Genomic DNA, 22534 nt, shown 5'->3' with positions numbered 1-22534 from the left:
TCAGCGCGTTCCCTGGACCAGGCCGCGCGCGGCCGCGATTATGTCGGGCACCTGCGGCACCGTCGCCTTCTCGAGTTCGGGATTGTAGGGGATCGGCGTTTCGGCGCCGCCCAGCCGCACGACCGGCGCGTCGAGATAGTCGAACGCCTCGCTCTCCGCGATCATCGCGCTGACCTCGGCGCCGATGCCCAAAGTCTTGACCGCCTCGTAAACGCAAAGCAGCCGCGACGTCTTCTTGACGCTCTCGATGATGGTCGCCTTGTCCATCGGCCGGATGGTCCTGAGATCGACCACCTCGACGTCGATGCCTTCCGCCTCCAGCGTCTCTGCCGCTTCTAGCGCCTTGTGCACCATGATCGAGGTCGCGACGATGGTCAGATCGCGGCCCTCGCGTCGGATTTCCGCCTTGCCGATCGGCACGGTGTAATGGCCTTCCGGCACCGGGCCCTTCATCTTGTAGAGCAGCTTGTGCTCGAAGATCATCACCGGATCGGGATCTTCGATCGCCGCCAGCAGCATCCCTTTCGCGTCGTGCGGCGTCGCCGGCTGGATCACCTTCAGGCCGGGCACGTGGCCGAGCCACGCTTCCAGGCTCTGGCTGTGCTGGGCCGCCGCGCCCGTGCCGGAACCGGCGGGAAAGCGCATCACCAGCGGCACGGAGACCTCGCCGCCCAGCATGAAGCGCATCTTGGCCGCCTGGTTGACGATCTGCTCCATGGCGAGCGTGGCGAAATCGGAGAACTGGAACTCGAAGACCGGCCGCATGCCGGTCATGGCCGCGCCGACCGCGACGCCTGCGCCGCCGAGTTCGGAGATCGGCGTGTCCATCACCCGCTCGGCGCCGAAGCGCTCGACCAGATCGCCCGTCACCTGAAACGCGCCGCCATAGACGCCGATATCCTCGCCCATCAGGAACACGCGCTCGTCGGCTTCCATGGCGAGCGCCATGGCCTCCTGGATCGCCTGGGCGTAGCTCAGTTCGCGGACCATCGCGTCCATTTACGCCGGCTCCGTATAGACGTAGTTCTCAACGTCGCGGACATCCGGCGATGGGCTATCCTTGGCGAATTGGATGCCCTCGGCGATTTCCCGGGCGACCGCCTCGCGGATCGCTTCAACGCCCTCCCGGTCGATGATGCCGAATTCCTGCAGCTCGTTCTCAAACAGCGTGATCGGATCGCGGTTGGACATCCAGTCCTCGATCTCCTCCTTGGTGCGATAGCGGTTGCGGTCGCTCTTGGAGTGGCCGCGATGGCGGTAGGTCTTGGATTCGATCAGCGTCGGCCCCTCACCCGCCCGCGCCCGCTCCACCGCGCGGTGCGAGGCTTCCGCAACTTCCGAAAAAATGTTGCCGTTGACGATCACGCCCGGCATCGAATAGGCGGCTGCCCGCTCGGCGATGTTCTTCACCGCCGTCGACCGCTCCGTCGAGGTCGACATGCCGTAGCCATTGTTCTCGCAGACGAAGATGACCGGCAGTTTCCAAACCGACGCCATGTTCAGCGCCTCGTGAAACGCGCCCTCATTGTTGGCGCCGTCGCCGAAGAACGAGACCACCACCTTGCCGGTCTTCATCCTCTTGGCCGAGAGCGCGGCCCCGACCGCGATCGGAATGCCGCCGGCGACGATGCCGTTGGCGCCGAGATTGCCCTTGGCGACGTCGGCTATGTGCATCGAGCCGCCGCGGCCCTTGCAGTAGCCGGTCGTCTTGCCAAAGAACTCGGCGAACATCTTCTTCACCTCGGCCCCCTTGGCGATGCAATGGCCATGGCCGCGGTGCGTCGACGTGATCTGATCATGTTCGGCGAGCGGCATGCAGATGCCCATGGCGCTGGCTTCCTGCCCGATCGACAGGTGCATGGTGCCGTGGATCAGACCGCGCATGTAGCACTCTTCCGCGCCTTCCTCGAAGCGGCGGATGAGATACATCTTGTGCAGCACCTGGCGAAGCTGCTCGGGACTGTATTCACGATAGATGAAAGGCAAATTGGCGCGCACGGCCGCTTCCGGCTGCGCCCGTTTCGGAGCGGCCATGGTCAGGCCTCCACGCCGCCGTAGACGAGCTTGTCCTGGCGCGCCCGCAACTCGGCGATCTTCGATCCCGGCGCCGGCGCTGCATTGGCGTAGGTGAGAAGCTCGCCCTTCCTGATCGGCGCTTTTACCGAGCCGCCCTGCAGCAGGCCACAGGGAACGGCCCTCGCCGCATGCGCCTCGGGCGCGGTCATGATCCAGGCGCGATAGCAATATTCGCCGATCGCATCGAGCTTCTCGCCGGGCTGCATGTCCTTCTTGGCGACGGCGCAGACTTCGGCCACCGGCTTTGCCAGCGGCACCATGTCGGCCTTGCCGTAGAGCACGACGCGGGCACAGGTCAGCGGCACTTCCAGCGAGGTCAGGTGATAGGGGCGATGGAAGGTGAAGTACGGGCCCTTGCCCATCTTCAGGTCTTCCATGCGCTCGGAAATGCGAGGATGCGACATGTCCGCCACCACGAAGACGCCGGGCGCCACGCCCTTGCCGATCGTGTAGTCAACGACGCCGACCCTGGACAGCACACCGCCGTCCTTCTGAGGCACCAGCACCTTGTTGAGTTCGCCGAGCGTGGCGGAAGGGCCGTGCATGCCGGCCTTGTCGGGCACGAGCCCGGTCGCATTGGCGATCGCCGCCATCTCGACCATGGTCTTGGAGCCGTCGACGAACTCGACCAGCATTCGCACATTCATATTCCGGCGCGCGGCCTCCTCCTCATAGTCCGGCGGGGTGGCGTCGATGTTGAGCGGATTGTTCTTGCCCTTGCCGGCCGCGACGATCGGATGGCCCATGGCCGACACGAATTCGATCAGTTCCATGCACGACGACGGCTCGTCGCCAGCGCCCAGCGAATAGGTGACGCCGAGCCGGTCGGCCTCGCTCTTCAGGTAAGCGCCGATGGTGACGTCGGCCTCGACATTCATCATCACCAGATGCTTGCCATGCTCCATGGCGCGCAGGCCGATCTCGGCGCCGACGGCCGGAACGCCGGTCGCGTCGATCACCACGTCGATCAAATCATTGTTGATGATCAGGTCGGCGTCGCTGGTGACCGCGATCTTGCCGGCCTCCATAGCGGCGGTCATGCCCGATGCATTGGAGACTTCGCGCGAATGCCCTGCCTCGCGGAAGGCGATGTCGACCGCCTTGCTGGCCGCCGGAATGTTCAGTTCGGAAATTGCGCCGATCTCGATGCCCGACATGTGCGCCACGCGGGTGACGATGTCGGTGCCCATCTCGCCCGAGCCGATCAGCCCGATGCGGATCGGCTTGCCGGATTTGCCCCGCGCCTCGAGATCGCGGGCAAGCCCCGTCAACGCAACATTGGAAGCCATCCCGATACTCCTCCTGATATTCGGCTGATAATGCGAGGGTTACTGAACATATGTATTCCTGTCAATACCAATGTCCAGAACTCCCGATGCGGACGGCGCGCGAACGCGCCGCTATGCAGTCGACATTAGCGACAGGAACTCCGCCATGCACGAAGCGTTTCACTGGCTCAACGAGCCGCCCTGTCTGGAGCGGCCATGCGGAGGCGCTTGAGCTGCGCACCGGCGCCGAAACGGATTTCTGGCGCAAGACCTTCTACGGCTTCATCCGCGACAACGGACATGCCTACATCCGCCAGGTGTCGGGCGATTTCACGGCCTCGGCTATCGTCTCAGGCGACTACCAGGTGCTCTACGACCAGGCCGGGCTCTACCTGCGCGCCGACGAAAAGCACGGGATCAAGGCCGGCATGGAATATGCGGGCGGCGCTGGTCGCCTGCTCAGTATCTCCACTCGCCCCTGCCGAGCACGCCAACCGCCTCGACGATGCGGGCAAAGCTCGCGCTCGCCCGGCCCGCCATATGGCGGGCGCGGAGGTAACCGTGGACGAGGCCCTGCTCCTCCGACCAATGCGCCCTGCCCCCGGCCGCGAGTATGCGGTCGCGATTGCTCTCGCCGTCAGATGACAAGGGATCGCACTCGGCGGTGAAAATGACCGTCGGCGGCAGACCGGTAAAGTCGGAAGCGGCGAGCGGCGTATAGCGTGGATCCTGGGAAACGTCCGCGCCGCCGGTGCGGACGTCGTGATAGAACTCGACGTCGCTCGCGGTCAGCAGTGGCGCTTCGGCATGGGTGACGTAGGAGCCTTTCGTCATGTCGCCGCCGAGGCTCGGATAGATCAGCACGTGACCGATAGGCGCGCGGGCATGGCCGCGCACATGATGCGCGAGACAGGCGGCGAGATTGCCCCCGGCCGACTCGCCCGCAACCACGATCGGTTGGCGATAGTTGGCGGCCGCCCATTCGAAGGCGGCCACCGCATCGTCGAAGGCCGCCGTGCCGGTGTGCTCAGGCGCAAGGCGGTAGTCCACCGATACGACCGCATATCCGGCTGCGGCGCAAAGTTCGGCGCAGATGTCGTCATGGCTGTCGAGCCCGCCGAGGATAAAGCCGCCGCCGTGGAAGTAGAGGACAATGGCTGACGCGTCGGGCGCCGCGCTGCGGTAGATGCGGATCGGAATGCGGTGCGTCGGCGCGATGATCGCCGTCGTTTCCGCACCCACACCCGCCGGACGGCCGGCATGGAAGGCGCGGCTCATCCGGTCGTAGACCTCGCGGTTCTTGCCGATCGGCCAGTCGATGGCTTCGGGCGGATAGAAGCCGTAGATGCGGTCGATGAACGCCCACATCTCTGCGTCGAGCAGTTTTCTGTAGTCTGGCGCCATCGGGCTTTCGCGCGCGATCGGTCTACGTCTCCAACCAGGCCTTTTCAAAATGCTGCTCGAGCGCCTGGTGCTGCTCCACCCCATGCACGCCTTCACGGTAGGTGCGATAGACCGAGCGCCAGTAAGGCTGGATGATCACGCCGGAATCCCGCAGGATCGTCTCGATCTTGGCCATGATCTCGCGGCGGGCGTCGGTGTCCGGCGTGGCCAGCGCCTGGTCGAGCAGCGCGTCGAACTCCTGGTCGGAAAACCCGCTCTCGTTCCACGCCCCGCCGGATTTGTAGGCGAGCGATAGGACCTGGACCCCTAGCGGCCGGCCGAGCCATTCCGTGCAGGAGAATGGGTATTTGTTCCAGTCGTTCCAGAAGGTCGATGCCGGCAGCACGGTGCGCTTCACCTTCAGTCCGGCTTCGCGCATCTGCGCCGCGACCACATCGGCGGCCGACTTCTGCCATTCGACATCGACCGAGATCAGATCGTATTCATGGTCTGCCTTGCCCGCCTCGCCGATCAGCTTCTTGGCCTCGTCGATATTGCGGACATGCGGCCCGATATCGGCGTATTCGGCATGCATCGGTCCGACATGATGGTTTTCGGCCACCGTGCCGCGCCCGCTGAGGGCGATCGTCAGGACCGCGCCATTGTCGACGGCCAGTTGCGCTGCCCGCCTCACCTTGACGTCGTCATAGGGCGCATTGGTGACGTTGAAGCGCGCGACGATGGTAGAGCCTGTAGCGATCTCCGAACTCGCCAGGCCCAGCGCTTCGGCCTGCGACAGCGTGTCGGCGGAGGTTTCATGATTGGTGTCGATCTCGGCGGATTCGAAGGCGGAGAACATAGGGTTGGGGTCGGAACCGTAGTCGATCCACTGGATGCCATCGAGCGCGAAATCGCCCTTCCACCATTTGTCCTTGCGGCGGACCTCGGCGATCGTTTCCGGCTCCCAGCGCACCAGTTCGCACGGGCCTGTCGTGATCGCCAACGCCTGCATCGGATCGCCGCCGCCGTCATAGCTGCGGTGCATGATCAGGGCCGGATAGTCGGCCATGCCGGCGATCAGTGAAATATCCGCCTGCGGCAGCGTGAGCCGGATAGTGTGATCATCGACGCGCTCGATCGCGCCTTCGACGGCTTTCTTCGTGTTCGGATCGACCAGCGGGCCCATCCGCCCGGCAACCGAATTTCCTTCCGCCGACGCATCGCACCAGCGCGTGAGATTGTGGATGACGTCGTCGGCGTTGAACGCATCGCCGTTCGACCAGATGATGCCTTGCCGCACGTTGAGGGTCAGAACCTTTGCATCGTCGCTCGTTTCCCAGCTTTCCAGCAGCCAGGGCTCGAATGTGAAATCGCGGTTCCAGCGCACGAGATACTCGTTGCACTGGCGGGCGACGTTCGACATCTCGACGCCGTCGAAAGTGCGCGGGTCGCGCCAGCCCTTTACGTTCATCGCCACGCGCAGCACGCCGCCCTTCTTGGGTTCCTGGGCGCTGGCCGGCGTTGGAGCCAGACCGCCGAGCGAAAGCGCACCGGCGGCGCTGACGCCGAGTGCGGCCATGGTCGCGAGATATTCGCGCCGGTTCATGCGGCCCTTTTTGAAGCCGTCGGCGACTGGCTGTGCCTTCGGGTGCAGGGATCTGTTCGTCAACATCAGCTTGATCATGGTATCTCCCGCTGAAAAGTCGTGCTCTCGTAAGGGAAATAATACTTCCAGGTCGGAAGCCGAAATGTTCGCGTTTCCGCAGTTGTTGTGCGGCGTTCCGCAGCCGAGAATAATGGCTACGTTCGGACGCGTCGGTGCTTGGCAGGCGGCCAGGCCACCTCCGCGCCCTACGTTGCCCCCCTCTGTCCTGCCGGACATCTCCCCCACAAGGGGGGAGATTGCACTCTCTTCGATGATCTCGCAAACCGCCGGCGCTGGAGATTGGCGAAACCAAAGCGGACGGCCGATCTCCCCCCGGGTTGGGGGAGATGTCCGGCAGGACAGAGGGGGGCGCGAAGGAACGCCAGCCTGACAAGCATGGCTCAAAGTCGCTCGTACAACTCCGCCGCATTCTCGAAGGTGAAGCGCAGCGGCACCGAGCCCTGGATCTGCCAGGCGTCGATCGTTTCCCCCGCCATCAGCCGGCAGGCGCCGTCCGTATCCACCACCGCGCCGCCATAGAGCCGGTTGGCCAGGTTGAGGATTGCGGTCTGATGGATGGCGGCCGAACCGCTGCCGCAGGCATCCTTGACCAGCGCGACGCGGAAGCCGAGATCGACTGCGTCCTTGACGGTCGCCGCGATGCACGCCTCGGTCCACACGCCGGCGATATACAGCCATTCAACGCCGCGCGCCTTGAGCAGCAGGTTGATCTCGCCCTGCGAAAAGGTGCTGGCGTCAGTCTTGATCAGCACGATCTCGTCACCGGCCGGCCCGACCTCCGGGCAGATCGCCGACAGCGGGTCGCTGACGTCGCTGAATGCGGATTTGCCACAGGGCATGGTCGGGTGAAATGGCCTTTGCGCATGCGCCGTGTCGACCACATAGGCGGAATGGTAGATCGGGATTGCCGTCTGCCGCGCCGCCGTCTGGAGCCGCCCGATATTGGCGAGCACTTGATCGAAGCCTTCGACCAGATAGCGGCTGTCCTGCCGGTGTTCTTCCTGCAGATCGACGCATAGCAAAGCCGCCGTCTCCGGCATCACCGAAAGCGATTTCTTCATTATGCATGCCCGTCCAGGAAGCCGTCTTCATAGGGAAAGCGCGACAGAAGTTCCGTGCCGGTGTCGGTGATCAGCACCTCGTCCTCGAGCTTGACGCCCTCGCGCCCACCCTTCTCGCCGATATAGCTTTCGATGCTGACCACCATGCCGGGCACGAGATGCCCGTCGCGGCCATAGGTGTCGTAGTCCATCGCATGCGCGATGAACGGCGTCTCGCCATGCATGCCCACCCCGTGCATGACCGACGTGTAGCGCTGCTCGATGAAGCGTTCGGGGATCTTCCACGCCTTTTCCGCGATCTCGCGGAAAGCCATGCCCGGCTTGATGATGCCGATATTGTGCTGCACCTGCTCATGCGCCAAGCGGTAAAGCAACTTCTGGTAGTCGGTCGGCCTTCCCGGTCCGCAGCGGAAGGTGCGAGAAAAATCCGAATAATAGCCGTAGCAGCCGATCGTGTCGGTATCGAGCGCGACCAGTTCGCCGGGCCTGATCTTGCGGCCGCTGGCCTCGTTGAACCAGGGATTGGTGCGCTGGCCGGAGGTCAACAGGCGCGTCTCGATGAACTCGCCGCCTTGCCGGATCACCTCGTGGTACATGATGGCGAAGAGATCGTTCTCCGAAACGCCGGGCTTGATCGCCTCGCGCACCGCCGCGACCGCGGCCTCCGCCCCGGCCATCGAGACCTGCAGGCATTTTATCTCCTCGGGCGTTTTGACCGCCCTCACCGCCAGGATTTCGCCCTGGCAGTCCTTCACCTCGCAGCCGCGCTTTTCCAGCGCCAGCGCCTGCAGATGGCTGCAGCGGTCGAGCCCGAGCTTCATCGAGCCGCCGCCATGCGCCTTCAAAAGCTCGGTGATCTCGTCGGCGAACGGGCCGGCCGTCTCGTCGTCGCGGCCGGACACCGACGACCAGACCAGCTTCGATGGCCGCGCCTCGTCGATCGTGTCGAGCACCATGGAGACATGGTAGCTCTGCGGATACTCGAACAGCACGATCGGCCCTTCGGTCGGGATGAAGAAATACCGCGTCGAATTGCGCAGGAAATAGCCGAACATGTTGCGCGAGCCGGTGGCGTAGCGCTGGTTGTAGGGGTCGAACAGCAAGACCGCGCCGTATCCGGCCTCCCGCATCCAGTCGCGCAGTTTCTTCAGCCGGCCCTTGCGCAGCGCATCCGCGTCGATGAAGGACGGCTCGGTGTCGGACAGCCACATGCCGCCCGCCGGATCGGCGGCGGCCGGGTGGCGCATGCGGTCGGCGAAATCGACGTCGTCGACGCTGTCGGGATCAAAAACAACAATGCTCATGGCCATCTCCGTTTGAACGGAAGATGGACTATCGTCGTCTCTTGCGATGTTCACAAAACCGCAGAATCCATGCCAGATTCCGTGACCATGCCGGCCAGCGCGGGCTATTTCGCAGGGGCTCGGCGACGCCGGGCATAGTTGGGCGCGTAGCCATATTGTCCCTTGAAGGCCCGCGAAAAGCTCGACGCGTTCGAGAAACCGCAGGAAAGAGCGACTTCGCCAATCCGCAGTGTCGAGTGGGCGAGCAAATCCGCTGCGCGCCTGAGCCGAAGGCTGCGGTAATAGGCGCTCGGAACGGTATCGAGTTCCTGCTGGAAGGCGCGTTCGAGCTTGTCCGGCGAAACGCCGAGACGGCGGGCGAGGTCCGACATTCCCAGTCGGTCTTCCACTGCATCTTCCATGATCGCGACGGCCGAAAGCACCAGTTCGTCGCGGATGCCGGTCCTGAGGCGCAGGGGCATCATCCGCCTGTCGACGCTCGAGCGTAGCGGGCTGTGCACGTACCATTCGGCGACCCCCGCGGAAAGTTCGGCGCCATAGTCCTTGGCGATCAGCTCCAGCATCATGTCGAGGCTGCCGACGCCGCCGGCGGACGTAAAGCGCCGCCGGTCAATGACATAGAGGTCGCGCCGCATGTCCAGATCGGGAAAAGCCTCTCGGAAGGCGGGCTGGCTGGTCCAGTGCAGCGTGCAGGAATGGCCGTCGAGCAGACCCGCCCGGGCGAGGAAAAAGGCGGCGTCTGCGACCGCGCCGATCTGCGCGCCGGCCCGCAGGCTGCGTCTGATCCAGACCAGCGCCTCTTCGGCCACGAGATGGTCGGCGTCGCCGCCCGAGCACACGACGATGCGGTCGACCACCGGCGCGGTGCGCACCGAGTGGTCGGGGTCGATGCCAACGCCGTTGGATGCAAAAACCTTGTCGCCGCTCAGGCCGACCGTGATCCAGGAATAGCACCTCCTACCGGCAAGCGTGTTGGCTGCCCGCAGCGGCTCGATGACGGAGCTGAACGCCATCAGCGGAAAACCCGGAAAAACGAGTACGGCGAAGCTGACCCCCGCCTCGGAAACCGCGGCGGGTGCGTCGTCAGTTTTCCGGATTGCCGGGCGTTGCGCCATTCTTCTTCCCGTAGGGCAGAGATTGCCTTTCGGGCGCGATACTTCCTCCCGCCGGAGCCAAACGTCAACGCGCTGGTCGAACGCGGGTTATTCGGCGGCCTGGACGCGGCCGGCGTTGACGATCGCCCTGATCTCGGACCGGCATGAGCCGCAATTGGTTCCCGCCTTGAGAACTTCTCCGATAGCCTCGACGCTGGCGCAGCCGGCGGCGACGGCTGCGGCGATCTGGTTTGCCCCGACTGAGAAGCAGGAGCAGACCATCGCGCCCGCGTCGGGCCGATCGGCGCCGGCGCGTCCCGCCACGATGCGGAAGCGGCTTCGCTGGCCGGCATGGGTTTCGCCGAGCTGGTCGGCTGCCCAGCCGCGCGAGACGGCCACAGGTCCCGGTGCGGCGAACAGCGCGCCGGCAAGCCTGTCGCCATCGAATGCGGCTATGCGGTGCTGTCCGGCGTCGCGGTCGTGATAGGCGAGAAGTTCCGCTCCCTCATCCGCGCCGAACAGCGTTTGCGCGAAGGCAGCCCAGTCGGTCTTCTCCTCGGCGAAGGCCAGTTCGACACGCCACCCATGCCGGCATCTGGCCAGCGCCCAATAATCGGCGTCGATCGAGACCGGGCGTTGGCTCGTGACTGCAAAGCCGAATGCCCGCGCCGGAAATTTTTCGGTGCGAACCGCCGCATGCTTCAGCGCCGGCTGGCCGGAAATCGCGTCGGTAAGCGGCGCGACAAGGGCGTCGATGCGGCCCCTGGACGAAAATCTGTCGGTCCAGTGCATCGGCGCGAACACGCTGCCCTGGCGCTGGCGGCCGGTCAGCAGCGCGCGGACCAGCACGTCGCCGCGGGTGGACGACACGCGCACGATGTCGGCGTCGCCAATGCCGCGGCGGGCGGCGTCGGCCGGATGAATTTCAACGAAAGGCTCCGCCAGATGCTGTGAGAGGCGCGGGCTCTGGCCGGTCCTGGTCATCGTGTGCCAGTGGTCGCGCACCCGGCCGGTGTTGAGGATCAGCGGGTATTCATCGCCGGGCCTGGTTTCGGCGGTCGGGCCGACGGCGACGAAGCGTGCCTTGCGGTCGAGCGTGTAGAACCCGCCATCGGCGAAGAAGCGGCTCGCGGCCTTACGCTCCCCCTTGAGGAGAGGGTCGGCGCGCCGCGCCGGGGTCGGGGTGATGGAGGATTGAGTAAAATCGCCTCCACTCCCCTCTGGCCTGCCGGCCATCTCCCCCTCAAGGGGGGAGATTGGCAGCTTCAATCTCGTCGCTCCTTCTGCAACGCCTGCGATTGGCGAAACCGCGGATGCGGGCTGATCTCCCCCCTTGAGGGGGAGATGGCCGGCAGGCCAGAGGGGGGTGCTTCCAGTCGCTGGCGCCGGCCATTGGAACGGCTCCAACTCCTCATATGCGCCGGCGCCCACGTCGGCATGAACGCCGATGTCGAAATCCCTCTCCCCGCCATTCTCGAAGCCCGACAATGCGGCGTGTTCGGCAAATATCTCGGCTGGAGACGTGTGGGAAAACGCCTCTTCAAACCCCATCCGCTTGCCCACCTCGGCGATGATCCACCAGTCGGGCCGGGCCTCGCCGGGCATCGGCAGGAAAGGCCGCTGGCGCGAGATCCGGCGCTCGGAATTGGTCACCGTGCCGTCCTTCTCGCCCCAGGCGGCGGCCGGCAGCTTTACGTGGGCATGGCGGATGGTATCGGCCTCGGCGGAGACATCGGAGACGACAACGAAGGGGCAGACCTTGATCGCCGCCTCGACCACATCGGCGTCAGGCATCGAATCCACCGGATTGGTGGCCATGATCCACAGCGCCTTGATGCGCCCGTCGGCCACGGCGCGGAACATATCGACCGCTTTCAGCCCCGGCTTCTCCGCGACTGTCGGCGCGTTCCAGAAGCGCCGCACGCGGTCGCGGTGGACGGGATTTTCGATCTCCATATGGGCGGCGAGCATGTTGGCGAGCCCGCCGACCTCGCGGCCGCCCATTGCGTTGGGTTGGCCGGTGACCGAAAACGGCCCTGCCCCCGGCCTGCCGATGCGGCCGGTCGCCAGATGGCAGTTGATGATGGCGTTGACCTTGTCGGTGCCCGACGCCGACTGGTTGACGCCCTGGCTGTAGACGGTGACTGTCTTCGGTGTCTCGGCGAAAAGCGCGAAGAAGCGGAGAAGCATCTCCTCGTCGAGGCCGCTCCGGCGTGCGATCTCCGCCATTCCCAGCTCCGACGCGGCGGCCAGCGCCTCTTCGAAGCCGGTGGTGTGCGCGGCGATATAGGCGCGGTCGAGCGCTTCGCGTTCGGCGAGGAAAGCAAGCAGCCCCAAAAACAGCGCGACATCGCCGTCCGGCGCGATGGCGAGATGCAGGTCGGCGATATCGGCGGTCATCGTCCGGCGCGGATCGACCAGCACAACCTTCATGCCGGGCCGCTTCTCCTTCGCCGCCGCGATGCGCTGGTAGAGCACCGGATGGCACCAGGCGAGATTGGAGCCGACGAGCACGACCAGATCCGCGAGTTCCAGATCCTCATAGGTTCCGGGCACGGTGTCCGAGCCGAAGGCGCGGCGGTGGCCGGCGACCGACGAGGCCATGCAGAGGCGGGAGTTGGTGTCGATATTGGCGGAGCCGATGAACCCCTTCATCAGCTTGTTGGCGACGTAGTAATCCTCGGTCAGCAACTGGCCGGAGACGTAGAACGCGGCCGAATCCGGGCCGTGCTCGGCGATCGTTCCGGAAAATGTCGAGGCGACGAGGTCGAGCGCCTCGTCCCAGCCGGCGCGGCGGCCGCGGATTTCCGGGTGCAGCAGCCGCTCCTCCAGCCCCAGCGTTTCGGCCAGCGCCGAGCCCTTGGAGCAGAGCCGGCCGAAATTCGCCGGATGGTCGGGGTCGCCGCGAACGCTCACCTCGCCGTCCGCGGCGACCTTCGCCAGCACGCCGCAACCCACCCCGCAATAGGGGCAGGTGGTCCTCACCTCGGCTGCCTGCATATTTGTCATTGACGCCTGCCTTCGAGGCAGGGCGTTCTGTCGCGCCCCCCTCTGTCCTGCCGGACATCTCCCCCACGAGGGGGGAGATTGGCTGTCATTTCGGCTTTCGCTAATCGCCAGCATCGCAAGACACGCGCCAGCAAAGCAGGCGGCCGATCTCCCCCCTTGTGGGGGAGATGTCCGGCAGGACAGAGGGGGGCAACGTAGGGTGCGGACATCGCCAAGACTGTCATGCTGCCTTTGACGCCAGCGCTTCGAGCGCGATGAACAGCCTTTCGCCTTCGACCCTTACCGGGATCGTCTTCACCGCGCCCTCGTCGGCGCCGAGCGCCTTGCCTGTTTCAAGCGAGATCACCCAATTGTGCAGCGGGCAGGTCACCGCCGCGCCGTGCACGATGCCCTGGCTGAGCGGCCCGCCCTTGTGCGGGCAATGGTCCTCGGTGGCGAAGACCTGGTCTTCAGCCGTGCGGAAGACGGCGATCTTTCCCTGCGGCGTCGCCACGCAACGCGCCCCGCGCTGCGGAATGTCGGTGATCGAGCCGATCGCAATCCAGTTCATTCCGTTCACTCCGCCGCCTCCGCAAATCCGACCGAAGCCATCGGCCGGAACTCGTGCTTGTCCTTGCCGGAAGCGCGCTCCGTCCATGGGTCGACCTGCGCGAATTTCTGCGAAAAGACGAAGCGCTCGTAATAGCCGCTGCGCTTTTCCGCATCGTCCATGATCTGGCGCTTGATCTCGGCGATGCCGACACGCTTGGCCCATTTGTAGATGCGTTCGAGATAGCGGCCCTGCTCGCGATACATCTGGACGAGCGCCACGATGACCTCCAGCGCCTCATCCTCGGTCTTCACCAGACCCAGCACCTCGGTGCCCTTGATATCGAGCCCCGCAGCGCCCGCGAAATGGATCTCGAAGCCGGAATCCACGCATATCACGCCGACATCCTTGCAGGTCGCCTCGGCGCAGTTTCGCGGGCAGCCGGACACCGCCATCTTGACCTTGGCCGGCGTCCACGAGCCCCACATGAATTTCTCGATGCGGATGCCGAGCCCCGTCGAATCCTGCGTGCCGAAGCGGCACCAGTCCGAACCGACGCAGGTCTTCACCGTGCGCAGGCCCTTGGCGTAGGCGTGGCCGGACACGAAGCCGGCCTTGCCGAGATCGGCCCACACCGCCGGCAAATCCTCCTTGCGGATGCCCAGCATGTCGATGCGCTGGCCGCCGGTCACCTTCACCATCGGGATCTCGAACCTGTCGACCACGTCGGCGATGGCGCGCAATTCCTTGGAGGAGGTGACCCCGCCCCACATGCGCGGCACCACCGAATAGGTGCCGTCCTTCTGGATGTTGGCGTGGACGCGCTCGTTGATGAAGCGCGACTGGTAATCGTCGGCATATTCATCCGGCCAGTCGGCCACGAGATAGTAGTTCAGCGCCGGCCGGCATTTGGCGCAGCCGCAGGAGGTCTTCCATTCCAGTTCCTGCATGACGGCGGGAATGGTCTTCAGTCCCTTCGCCTTGATCAGCCGGCGGACATCGTCATGGCCGAGCGTGGTGCAGCCGCACATCGGCTGGACCGCAGCCGGGTTGTAGTTGTCGCCGAGCGTCAGAGACATCAACTGCTCGACCAGCCCTGTGCACGAACCGCAGGAGGCCGAGGCCTTGGTGTGCGCCCGGACATCGTCGAGCGAGGTCAGTCCCTTGGACGTGATCGCACCGGTGATCGTTCCCTTGCAAACGCCGTTGCAGCCGCAGATTTCCGCATCATCCGGCAAGGCTGCAACGGCCGCCATAGGGTCCAGGGGGGCTCCTCCCTGATAGGCCTGGCCGAAAATGAGCGTGTCGCGCATCTCCGATATGTCGGTCTGCTTCTTCTTCAGGTCGTTGAACCATGCCCCGTCGGCCGTCTCGCCGTAGAGAACGGTCCCGATGATGCGGTCGTCCTTGAGCACGAGGCGCTTGTAGACGCCGGCGGAGGCGTCGCGCAGCACGATCTCCTGGCGGTCGTCGCCGTCGGCGAAGTCGCCGAGCGAAAACAGTTCGATGCCGGTCACCTTGAGCTTCGTCGGCGTGTCGTTGTGCACGAAAGCCGCGCTTTGGTCTCCGGCAAGATGCGATGACGCCACCCGCGCCATTTCGTAGAGCGGCGCGACAAGGCCGTAGACCTGACCGCCCACTTCGGCGCATTCGCCGAGCGCGAAGATGTCGGGATCGGAGGTGCGCATGCCGGCATCGACGACGATGCCGCGATTGACCGTCACCCCGGCGTCCTTGGCCAGCACCGCGTTCGGCCGGATGCCGACCGCCATGACCACCAGGCTGGCGGGCACGACCGTGCCGTCGGCCAGTTTCACGCCTTCCACCCTGCCGTTGCCGACGATCGCCTTGGTGTTGGCCTTGGTCATGACCTTGATGCCGCGCTGCTCGACGGCGCGCTGCAGGAGATAGCCGGCGGCCGGATCGAGTTGCCGCTCCATCAGAGTCGGCATCACGTGGAGCACGGTGACGTCCATGCCGCGCTCGCTGAGGCCGGCGGCCGCCTCCAGCCCGAGCAGGCCGCCGCCGATGACCACCGCCTTTGCCCGCGATTGCGCCGCAAGGAGCATGGCCTGCACGTCGTCGAGGTCGCGATAGGTCAGCACGCCGGGCAAATCGTTGCCGGGAACCGGGATGATGAAGGGCACCGAGCCGGTGGCGATCACCAGCCTGTCGTAGGGTTCGACGACGCCGTGATCGGAGGTCACGGTTTTCGCCGTGCGGTCGAGCGCGACGATCTTGTGGCCCTTGTAGAGCGTGATGCCGTTCTTGATGTACCAGCCGTCGCCATGGATGATGATTTCCTCATAATCCTTCTCGCCGGAGAGCACCGGCGACAGCATTATTCGGTCGTAATTGACCCTCGGCTCCGCGTTGAAGATGGTGATGGAATAGCGGCCGGGCGCCTTCTCCAGAAGATGCTCCAGCATCCTGCCCGGAGCCATGCCGTTGCCGATGATGACGAGTTTTTCTGTCATTGCTGTCATTCCGCTGCCTGGACAAGAACTTGGTTGCGGGCCGCCGCGACGCGCTCGGCGCGTTTTTTCTTGATCTCGTCGAGATACTCAGGATCGGGGTCGGCGCCGCCCTCATAAGCTTCGAGGAAGTCGAGCAGTTCCTCGCGGTAGGCGTAGTAGTCGGAGTGTGCAAGCAGCGCCTTGCGCGAGCGGGGCCGCGGCAGGTCTACCTCCATGATGTTGCCGATTCTGGCATTCGGGCCGTTTGACATCATCACGACTCGGTCGGCGAGTAGGATCGCCTCATCCACGTCATGGGTGACGCAGATTGCCGTCACTTGGGTGCGGGTCCAGACGTCCATTAAAACGTCTTGCAACTCCCAGCGCGTCAGCGAATCGAGCATGCCGAACGGCTCGTCGAGAAGCAGAAGCTTCGGCGACAGGGAGAAGGCGCGGGCGATGCCGACGCGCTGTTTCATGCCGTTGGAAAGCTCGGCGGCCAGCTTGTGCATCGCGTCGCCAAGGCCGACGCGGTGAAGGTAGTATTCGACGACGTCCCGGCGCTCGGCCGGGCTGGCATCCGGATAGACCCTGTCGACACCCAGCGCTACATTCTCGCGCGCGGAGAGCCATGGCATGAGCGAAGGCGCCTGGAAGACCACGGCCCTGTCCGGCCCCGCCCCCGTCACCTCCTTGCCGTCGAGGATGATCCCGCCGCTAGAGATATTGTTGAGTCCGGCGGCCATCGAAAGCACAGTCGACTTGCCGCAACCCGAATGCCCGATCAGCGTGACGAATTCACCCTTCTTTATCTTGAGGTCAAAGCCGTCGACTACGGTCAGCGGCCCCGTCGGGGTCGGATAGACCTTCCGCACTTCGCTGAATTCGACGTAGCGCCGTTCGATTGGCGACTGCGCCGCTTTCAGATAGGCCTCGGGCAGTGCCTTCTTTTGGGTGATCGGCACGACGTTAGGAAGCACGATGCCGCTTTCTATCTCGCCGCGCTCGGCGCCGGCGTCCATCAGATACTGCGTGATCTCGCCGCGCAGCCGGATGAAGGTTGCGTCCGAATTCATCGCCGCCCGGTCGCGGGGGTAGGCGATATCCACCTTGAACGACGGGCCGAGTGTGGCGTTCGGTCCCGGCTTCAGCGGCACGATACGGTTGGCGAGCAGTATTGCTTCGTCGACATCGTTGGTGATCAGGATGATCGTCTTCTTCTCCTTTTCGGAGATGTCAGCCAACTCGTCCTGGAGTTTGGCGCGCGTCAGCGCATCGAGTGCGGAAAGCGGTTCGTCCAGCAGCAGGATTTCCGGCTGCGTCGCCAGCGCCCGGGCTACCGAGACCCGCTGTCGCATGCCACCCGAAAGCTCGGCCGGCTTGCGGTCGATCGCGTGCGAGAGGCCGACCATGTCAATATATTTGCGTGTGATCGCGTCGCGTTCGGCCTTTGGCTTGGCCTTCAGCACGCTGTCCACCGCGAGCGCCACATTGCCGCGAACCGATAGCCACGGCATCAGCGAATAGGATTGGAAGACGACGCCGCGGTCCTGTCCGGGACCCACGATCTCTTCGCCGCGCACGGTTACAGCGCCGCTGTCCGGCCGCACCAGTCCGGCGATCGCCGAGATCAGTGTCGTTTTGCCGGAGCCCGAGAAGCCGAGAATGGCGATGAATTCGCCTTCTTCGACCTGGAGGTTAATGTCGGACAGAACCTCGCTGCGCCCGGCGCCTTCGCCATAGCCCTTGGACAATCCGGTGATTTCGAGAAATGCCACGCGCGCCCTCCTACCGGTTGGCCGAGAAGGTGAAGGCCGACTGCAGCGCGTACATCACGCGATCAAGCATGAAGCCGATCAAGCCGATGGTGAGCACCGCCACCATGATGCGGGCAAGCGACGAGGAGGAGCCGTTCTGGAACTCGTCCCAGACGAATTTTCCGAGGCCCGGATTCTGCGCCAGCATTTCGGCCGCGATCAGCACCATCCAGCCGACTCCGAGCGACAGGCGTAATCCAGTGAAAATTAGCGGCAGCGCGGAAGGAAGTACCAGCTTTCGGATAGTGGTCGCGGTCGAGAGTTGCAGTACGCGGCCGACATTGACCAGATCTTTGTCGATCGAGGAGACCCCAAGCGCGGTGTTGATCAAGGTCGGCCAGAGGGAGCAGAGTGTCACGGTGGCTGCCGAGATGACGAGCGATTTGGGCATCGCTTCGCTGGGATCGATGTAGAGCGCCGAGACGACCATGGTGACGATCGGCAGCCAAGCCAGCGGCGACACCGGCTTGAAGATTTGGATCAGCGGATTGATCGCGCCGTTGAAGGTCTTCGACAGGCCCGAGGCGATGCCGAGCGGAACCGCAATGATTGTTGCGATGAGGAAACCAAGGCCCACCGTCTCAAGCGACGTGAGAATCTGGCCTAGATAGGTCGGTTTCCCCGTGTAGCTGCGCTGCTTGACCATGTCGGGTTTCCCCTCGGCAAGCAGTTGCGCATTGCGGGCCGCCAGACGGTCGTAAAACTCCGCCTCCTTTTGCCGTTCCGCCTTGTGGTCCTCCCAAAGGTTGACCGCCTGCTCCCAGACCTCGACCGGTCCGGGGATGGCGCCGAGCGAGGTCTGGACCCGAGGTGCGAGCACGCCCCAGGCGATGAGAAACATGGCGATGCCGATCAGAGGGATGACGAGCACGCGCTTGAGTTCGCCTAACTGTTCCCTCGGGCTGTCCCCCGCTGCCATCTTGAGGATTGGCGTGATCCAGGCGAAGCCGAGCGCGTCGAGCCATCTGGCCGCTTTGTTGATGCGCGTGAAGAGCAGCGCCTTCCGCTCGGCCTGTGCACCGAACTGGCTTCCGACGATGGTTTCGGTGGCGTTCGACATCTGAGATCCTGTCCTGGCTTGGTGGTATTGCTGGGGAGGGCGCGGCCTTGCAAAGGCCGCGTCCGACTCGGGCGCTGTCAACCGCCGACGACTTCGCTGCCTTCAACGATCTGCTTGCCTTTCAAGCCGATCGTGAGGTTATCGAGATAGGCGTTGGGCTTGCGGCCGTCATAGGTGACGCCGTCGATGAAATCGGCGGTCGGCGCGCGGTAGCCATCTGAGTCCCACGGGAAATCTGCCTTGGCCGCCTTGCCCTCGTCAACGAGCATCTCGGCAGCCTTCAGGTAGATGTCCGGTTTGTAGACCTTGGCCGCCATCTCGGCGTACCAGGCGTCCTCCCGGCCCTCCGGGATCTGGCCCCAGCGGCGCATCTGCGTCAGGTACCAGACAGCGTCGGACTGGTAAGGGTAGGTCGCGAAGTGGCGGAAGAAGACGTTGAAGTCCGGAACCTCACGCTTGTCGCCCTTCTCATATTCGAAGGTGCCGGTCATTGAGTTGGCGATCACCGCCTCGTCCGCGCCGACATATTCCGGCTTCGCCAGCATCTTCACAGCCTCGAGCCGATTGGCGTTGTCGTTCTCGTCGAGCCACATCGCGGCGCGGATCAGCGCCTTGGTGAGCGCCAGCGTAGTGTTCGGATACGTCTCCGTGAATTCTTTGGTCAGGCCGAACACCTTCTCCGGATTGTTCTTCCAGATCTCATAGTCGGTGATGACTGGGACGCCGATGCCCTTGAACACGGCGGCCTGGTTCCATGGCTCTCCGACCGAATAGCCCAGAATGGTGCCGGCCTCGAGGGTCGCCGGCATCTGCGGCGGTGGCGTCACCGAAAGCAGCGCATCGGCTTTGATTTGGCCGGACACGTCGGTAGGCGAATAATAGCCGGGATGGATGCCGCCCGAAGCCAGCCAGTAGCGAAGCTCGTAATTGTGGGTCGAGACCGGAAAGACCATGCCCATGTTGAAGGGTTTGCCCTCGGCCTTAAATTTCTCGACCACCGGCTTCAGTGCGTCGGCCTTGATCGGATGGACAGGTTTGCCGCCTTCCATCGGGATGTTCGGCTTCATCATCTCCCAGACTGCGTTGGAGACGGTGATGCCGTTACCGTTCAAATCCATGGAAAAGGGCGTGACCAAATCGGCCTTGGTGCCGAAGCCGATCGTCGCGGCGATCGGCTGACCGGCCAGCATGTGCGCGCCGTCGAGTTCGCCGGTGATCACGCGGTCGAGCAGCACCTTCCAGTTGGCCTGTGGCTCAAGCGTCACGTAGAGGCCCTCGTCCTCGAAATAGCCGAGTTCCTTGGCGACGGCGAGCGGCGCCATGTCGGTCAGCTTGATGAAGCCGAACTTCAGTTCGTCCTTCTCGACGGCCAGAATTTCCGCGCGAGCGTCGATGCTGGCGGGATGCAAGGCGAGAAAGGCCGCGCCAGCCAAGAGCAGCGTCCGGCGGTTGGGAATGAGAGATGCGATCCGTTTCGTCATCGGGTTCTCCGGTCGGGGGCAGTGGGAGACTGCGGTTTCGATTGCGTGCTCGGGTCTAAACAAAAAAGCTGCCGGCCAGGCCGTCGCCTCCGTACATCCGGGAGTGCGATTTCCTGATCGGCAGCTTTGCCTGTGACGCCCGCCATTGGACGTCTATTCCGTGACCTTGTGGGCCTGTTATTAGGGAAGCAGGAACCGTGCCAGTTTAAGAAAAATGGAAAATGCGCAACTAAATCAGTTAACTAAAGAAATTGCCGTTGGATCAGAGGCGAGCCTCTCTGGTCCAAACAATGATCATTTCGGCTAGGCAGAAGCACAAATGTTGTGCAGCGCACAAAGATGGCGCGGAAATGATCAGCGGTCTGAGCGGCCGGAATTCTGTGCGGCGATATAGCTCTCGATCTCATCGGGATCGAAGACTTGTCCGTCGAAAAATCCATCCGGCCCGAGCAGCAGGCTCGCGCCGGCCGAGCCGACCGGCGTGGCGGCGGTCAGCGCGCCTTCGACCTTGGCGTTGGCGCCGGGAAGCGGCACGCCGAGCGGCTTCAGCGCCGAACGGTAGATGTCGGGGCGATAGGAGTCGCGCGCTATGGCTTCATGCGCCGGGCTGTGCCGGATCTGCCCCCAGCGCACCATCTGAGTGTAGAACCAGAGGGCGTGGCTCTTCCACGGAAAGGTCGCCGCCTTGGCCAGCGGAATGAAGAAATCCTCGACGAGCCGTTCTCCATCGCCGCCGGTCCGGATCCGTCCGGACAGCGCGGGAAGCATCCACTCTTCCGGTTTGCCCAGATAGGTCGGCCTGGAGAGCAAGGATGCGAGTTCGGCATGATTGGCCTTGTCTGCGCACCAGATCGCGGCGTGGTAGAGCGCCCGCAGCAGCGCAGCCAGTGCTTCGGGATTGGCTTCCGCCCACTTGGCCCCCGCGCCCAGCACCTTTTCCGGGCTGGACCGCCAGATCGCGGCCTTCACGGTAGCGATCCTGCCGCTGCCGGAAAGTGCGGCGGCCGTGTTCCACGGCTCGCCCACGCAGTAGCCGTCGATGTTTCCGGCGCGCAGCGCGTCCGCCATCAGCGGCGGCGGCACAATGACGATCTCGATGTCGCCCTCGGCTACGCCGCAGGCGGCGAGCCAGTAGCGCAACTCGTAATTGTGCCCGGAGTGGGGATGCACGACTGCGAAACGCAACGGTTCGCCGCCGCCTCCGGCGCGCTCGGCGACCACCGCCTTCAGAGCAGCGCCCGCGCCTTTCGGATCGAGATCCGGCCGCGCGCCCTGCGCTTCCATCGCTGCCCAGACCGCATTCGAAACGGTGATCGCATTGCCGCCAAGGCCGAGCGCCATCGGCGCAACGGTGCGCGAGGCAAGCGGCGTCAGGCCGAGATTGCAGGCGATCGGCATCGGCGCCAGCATGTGCGCCACATCGAAATGGCCGACGGCGAGCCGGTCGCGGATGTTGGCCCAGGAGGTCTCCCGCACCAGCGTCAGCGCGACGCCTTCCTTGGCAGCGAAGCCGATTTCGCTTGCCGCGACCAGCAAGGCGCTGTCGAGCAGCGGCATGAAGCCGGCGGTGATCTGGTGCTCGGCGTTTCCGGTCATGGCTCCTCCGGCGAGCCCAGCAATCCGGCGGCCGTCACCAGGCTCTGGGCGATGTCGCTGATCTTGCGGTTCTGGTTCATGGCGGTCTTGCGCAGCAGCGTGTAGGCCGCCTCCTCGGAGAGGCCGCGCGATTTCATCAGAATGCCCTTGGCGCGGTCGATGACCTTGCGGTTCTCCAGTTCGCTGCGCGCCTCCTCGAGTTCGCGCGCCATGCGGGAAAATGCGTTGAAGCGGCTGATCGCCATGTCGAGGATCGGCTTCACCCGCTCCTGCCTCAGCCCGTCGACCACATAGGCCGAGACGCCGGCATCCACCGCCGCCTCGATCGAGGCCTGGTCGGAGCGGTCGACGAACATGGCGATCGGCCGCTTCACCGCGCGCGATAGCTGGAACATGTTCTCCAGCATGTCGCGGTTGGGATTTTCGAGGTCTATGACGATGACGTCCGGCGCGATGTCGGCAATCCGGCGGGCGATGCCGGCGACATCGTGGATGACCGTCACCCGGTCATGCCCGGCCTCGCGCAATCCGGCTTCGATGATGGAAGCGCGAATGCGGTTTTCGTCGATCACGAGGATGGCGAGTGAGCTGGGGGCCATGCCGCCATTTTGCGCATGCTAACGGATTGTGCAATGCACTATGCTAAAAGCTGAAACGCGTGCGTTCCCGTTGCAACTCTGGATATAGGCAAGCAACCCGTCCGGTCTTGCATCGCGTCGATGTTGCCCTATTCT

16 protein-coding genes and 1 pseudogene are annotated in these 22534 nt (G+C 64.3%); 1 reads left to right on the top strand and 16 read right to left on the bottom strand.

Annotation, left to right across the window (positions count from 1 at the left end; genetic code table 11):
* From G6N73_RS06675 to G6N73_RS06665, 3 genes are read right to left on the bottom strand one after another with little or no spacing between them, the layout of a single operon-like run.
* On the bottom strand, positions 1-999 hold the full coding sequence (locus tag G6N73_RS06675; RefSeq protein ID WP_165025064.1) for an alpha-ketoacid dehydrogenase subunit beta: 999 nt from the start codon (positions 997-999) through the stop codon (positions 1-3).
* On the bottom strand, positions 1000-2034 hold the full coding sequence (locus tag G6N73_RS06670; protein ID WP_165025062.1) for a thiamine pyrophosphate-dependent dehydrogenase E1 component subunit alpha: 1035 nt from the start codon (positions 2032-2034) through the stop codon (positions 1000-1002).
* A 2-nt stretch (positions 2035-2036) separates the two neighbouring features.
* Positions 2037-3365: an NAD(P)H-dependent oxidoreductase gene (locus G6N73_RS06665; RefSeq protein ID WP_165025060.1), complete on the bottom strand. Its 1329-nt coding sequence runs from the start codon at positions 3363-3365 to the stop codon at positions 2037-2039.
* Positions 3366-3415: 50 nt separating this feature from the next.
* Between G6N73_RS06665 and G6N73_RS06660 the strand changes: the two are divergent.
* Positions 3416-3760 (top strand): annotated as a pseudogene (locus G6N73_RS06660) (DUF1349 domain-containing protein); the annotation flags it as partial.
* Between the two features lie 43 nt (positions 3761-3803).
* Here the strand turns inward: G6N73_RS06660 and G6N73_RS06655 are convergent.
* The 13 genes from G6N73_RS06655 to G6N73_RS06595 form a co-directional block, all read right to left on the bottom strand.
* Positions 3804-4748, bottom strand: coding sequence for an alpha/beta hydrolase (locus G6N73_RS06655; RefSeq protein WP_165025057.1), 945 nt, complete (start codon positions 4746-4748; stop codon positions 3804-3806).
* 22 nt (positions 4749-4770) lie between these two features.
* On the bottom strand, positions 4771-6408 hold the full coding sequence (locus G6N73_RS06650; protein WP_165025342.1) for an ABC transporter substrate-binding protein: 1638 nt from the start codon (positions 6406-6408) through the stop codon (positions 4771-4773).
* A 365-nt stretch (positions 6409-6773) separates the two neighbouring features.
* Entirely contained in the window at positions 6774-7454 is a 681-nt protein-coding gene (locus tag G6N73_RS06645) for an isochorismatase family protein (protein ID WP_165025054.1), read from the bottom strand.
* Positions 7454-8758 carry a M24 family metallopeptidase gene (locus G6N73_RS06640; protein WP_165025051.1) on the bottom strand — a complete coding sequence of 435 codons (1305 nt, stop codon included), beginning with the start codon at positions 8756-8758 and terminating at the stop codon, positions 7454-7456. The genes G6N73_RS06645 and G6N73_RS06640 overlap by 1 nt, the downstream gene beginning before the upstream one ends.
* A 104-nt stretch (positions 8759-8862) precedes the next feature.
* Positions 8863-9873 (bottom strand): GlxA family transcriptional regulator, encoded by a 1011-nt coding sequence (locus G6N73_RS06635; RefSeq protein ID WP_206078701.1) that lies wholly within the window; start codon positions 9871-9873, stop codon positions 8863-8865.
* An 87-nt stretch (positions 9874-9960) separates the two neighbouring features.
* On the bottom strand, positions 9961-12861 hold the full coding sequence (locus G6N73_RS06630) for a nitrate reductase (protein ID WP_165025048.1): 2901 nt from the start codon (positions 12859-12861) through the stop codon (positions 9961-9963).
* Positions 12862-13081: 220 nt separating this feature from the next.
* Entirely contained in the window at positions 13082-13411 is a 330-nt protein-coding gene (gene nirD / locus G6N73_RS06625; protein ID WP_165025045.1) for a nitrite reductase small subunit NirD, read from the bottom strand.
* Between the two features lie 5 nt (positions 13412-13416).
* On the bottom strand, positions 13417-15867 hold the full coding sequence (nirB, locus tag G6N73_RS06620; protein ID WP_165025042.1) for a nitrite reductase large subunit NirB: 2451 nt from the start codon (positions 15865-15867) through the stop codon (positions 13417-13419).
* Between the two features lie 5 nt (positions 15868-15872).
* Positions 15873-17624, bottom strand: a complete 1752-nt coding sequence (locus tag G6N73_RS06615) for a nitrate ABC transporter ATP-binding protein (protein ID WP_165025039.1) — start codon at positions 17622-17624, stop codon at positions 15873-15875.
* 10 nt (positions 17625-17634) lie between these two features.
* Positions 17635-18723: an ABC transporter permease gene (locus G6N73_RS06610; RefSeq protein ID WP_165025036.1), complete on the bottom strand. Its 1089-nt coding sequence runs from the start codon at positions 18721-18723 to the stop codon at positions 17635-17637.
* A 77-nt stretch (positions 18724-18800) separates the two neighbouring features.
* Positions 18801-20204, bottom strand: coding sequence for a CmpA/NrtA family ABC transporter substrate-binding protein (locus G6N73_RS06605; protein WP_165025033.1), 1404 nt, complete (start codon positions 20202-20204; stop codon positions 18801-18803).
* 354 nt (positions 20205-20558) lie between these two features.
* Positions 20559-21800 (bottom strand): CmpA/NrtA family ABC transporter substrate-binding protein, encoded by a 1242-nt coding sequence (locus G6N73_RS06600; protein WP_165025030.1) that lies wholly within the window; start codon positions 21798-21800, stop codon positions 20559-20561.
* Entirely contained in the window at positions 21797-22399 is a 603-nt protein-coding gene (locus tag G6N73_RS06595; RefSeq protein WP_165025027.1) for an ANTAR domain-containing response regulator, read from the bottom strand. Before G6N73_RS06595 ends, G6N73_RS06600 begins: the two co-directional genes overlap by 4 nt.
* Positions 22400-22534: the final 135 nt, after the last annotated feature.

Origin of the sequence: Allomesorhizobium camelthorni (genome assembly GCF_011045125.1) — a bacterium.
Classification (GTDB): domain Bacteria; phylum Pseudomonadota; class Alphaproteobacteria; order Rhizobiales; family Rhizobiaceae; genus Allomesorhizobium; species Allomesorhizobium camelthorni.
This window is presented reverse-complemented; position numbering and strand designations above follow the sequence as displayed.

Excerpts from the sequence above, each read along its gene's own strand:
- G6N73_RS06675 (WP_165025064.1), bottom strand. The coding sequence starts at position 999 with ATGGACGCGATGGTCCGCGAACTGAGCTACGCCCAGGCGATCCAGGAG.
- G6N73_RS06670 (WP_165025062.1), bottom strand. The coding sequence starts at position 2,034 with ATGGCCGCTCCGAAACGGGCGCAGCCGGAAGCGGCCGTGCGCGCCAAT.
- G6N73_RS06665 (WP_165025060.1), bottom strand. The coding sequence starts at position 3,365 with ATGGCTTCCAATGTTGCGTTGACGGGGCTTGCCCGCGATCTCGAGGCG.
- G6N73_RS06655 (WP_165025057.1), bottom strand. The coding sequence starts at position 4,748 with ATGGCGCCAGACTACAGAAAACTGCTCGACGCAGAGATGTGGGCGTTC.
- G6N73_RS06645 (WP_165025054.1), bottom strand. The coding sequence starts at position 7,454 with ATGAAGAAATCGCTTTCGGTGATGCCGGAGACGGCGGCTTTGCTATGC.
- G6N73_RS06640 (WP_165025051.1), bottom strand. The coding sequence starts at position 8,758 with ATGAGCATTGTTGTTTTTGATCCCGACAGCGTCGACGACGTCGATTTC.
- G6N73_RS06635 (WP_206078701.1), bottom strand. The coding sequence starts at position 9,873 with ATGGCGCAACGCCCGGCAATCCGGAAAACTGACGACGCACCCGCCGCG.
- G6N73_RS06630 (WP_165025048.1), bottom strand. The coding sequence starts at position 12,861 with ATGACAAATATGCAGGCAGCCGAGGTGAGGACCACCTGCCCCTATTGC.
- nirD (WP_165025045.1), bottom strand. The coding sequence starts at position 13,411 with ATGAACTGGATTGCGATCGGCTCGATCACCGACATTCCGCAGCGCGGG.
- nirB (WP_165025042.1), bottom strand. The coding sequence starts at position 15,867 with ATGACAGAAAAACTCGTCATCATCGGCAACGGCATGGCTCCGGGCAGG.
- G6N73_RS06610 (WP_165025036.1), bottom strand. The coding sequence starts at position 18,723 with ATGTCGAACGCCACCGAAACCATCGTCGGAAGCCAGTTCGGTGCACAG.
- G6N73_RS06605 (WP_165025033.1), bottom strand. The coding sequence starts at position 20,204 with ATGACGAAACGGATCGCATCTCTCATTCCCAACCGCCGGACGCTGCTC.
- G6N73_RS06600 (WP_165025030.1), bottom strand. The coding sequence starts at position 21,800 with ATGACCGGAAACGCCGAGCACCAGATCACCGCCGGCTTCATGCCGCTG.
- G6N73_RS06595 (WP_165025027.1), bottom strand. The coding sequence starts at position 22,399 with ATGGCCCCCAGCTCACTCGCCATCCTCGTGATCGACGAAAACCGCATT.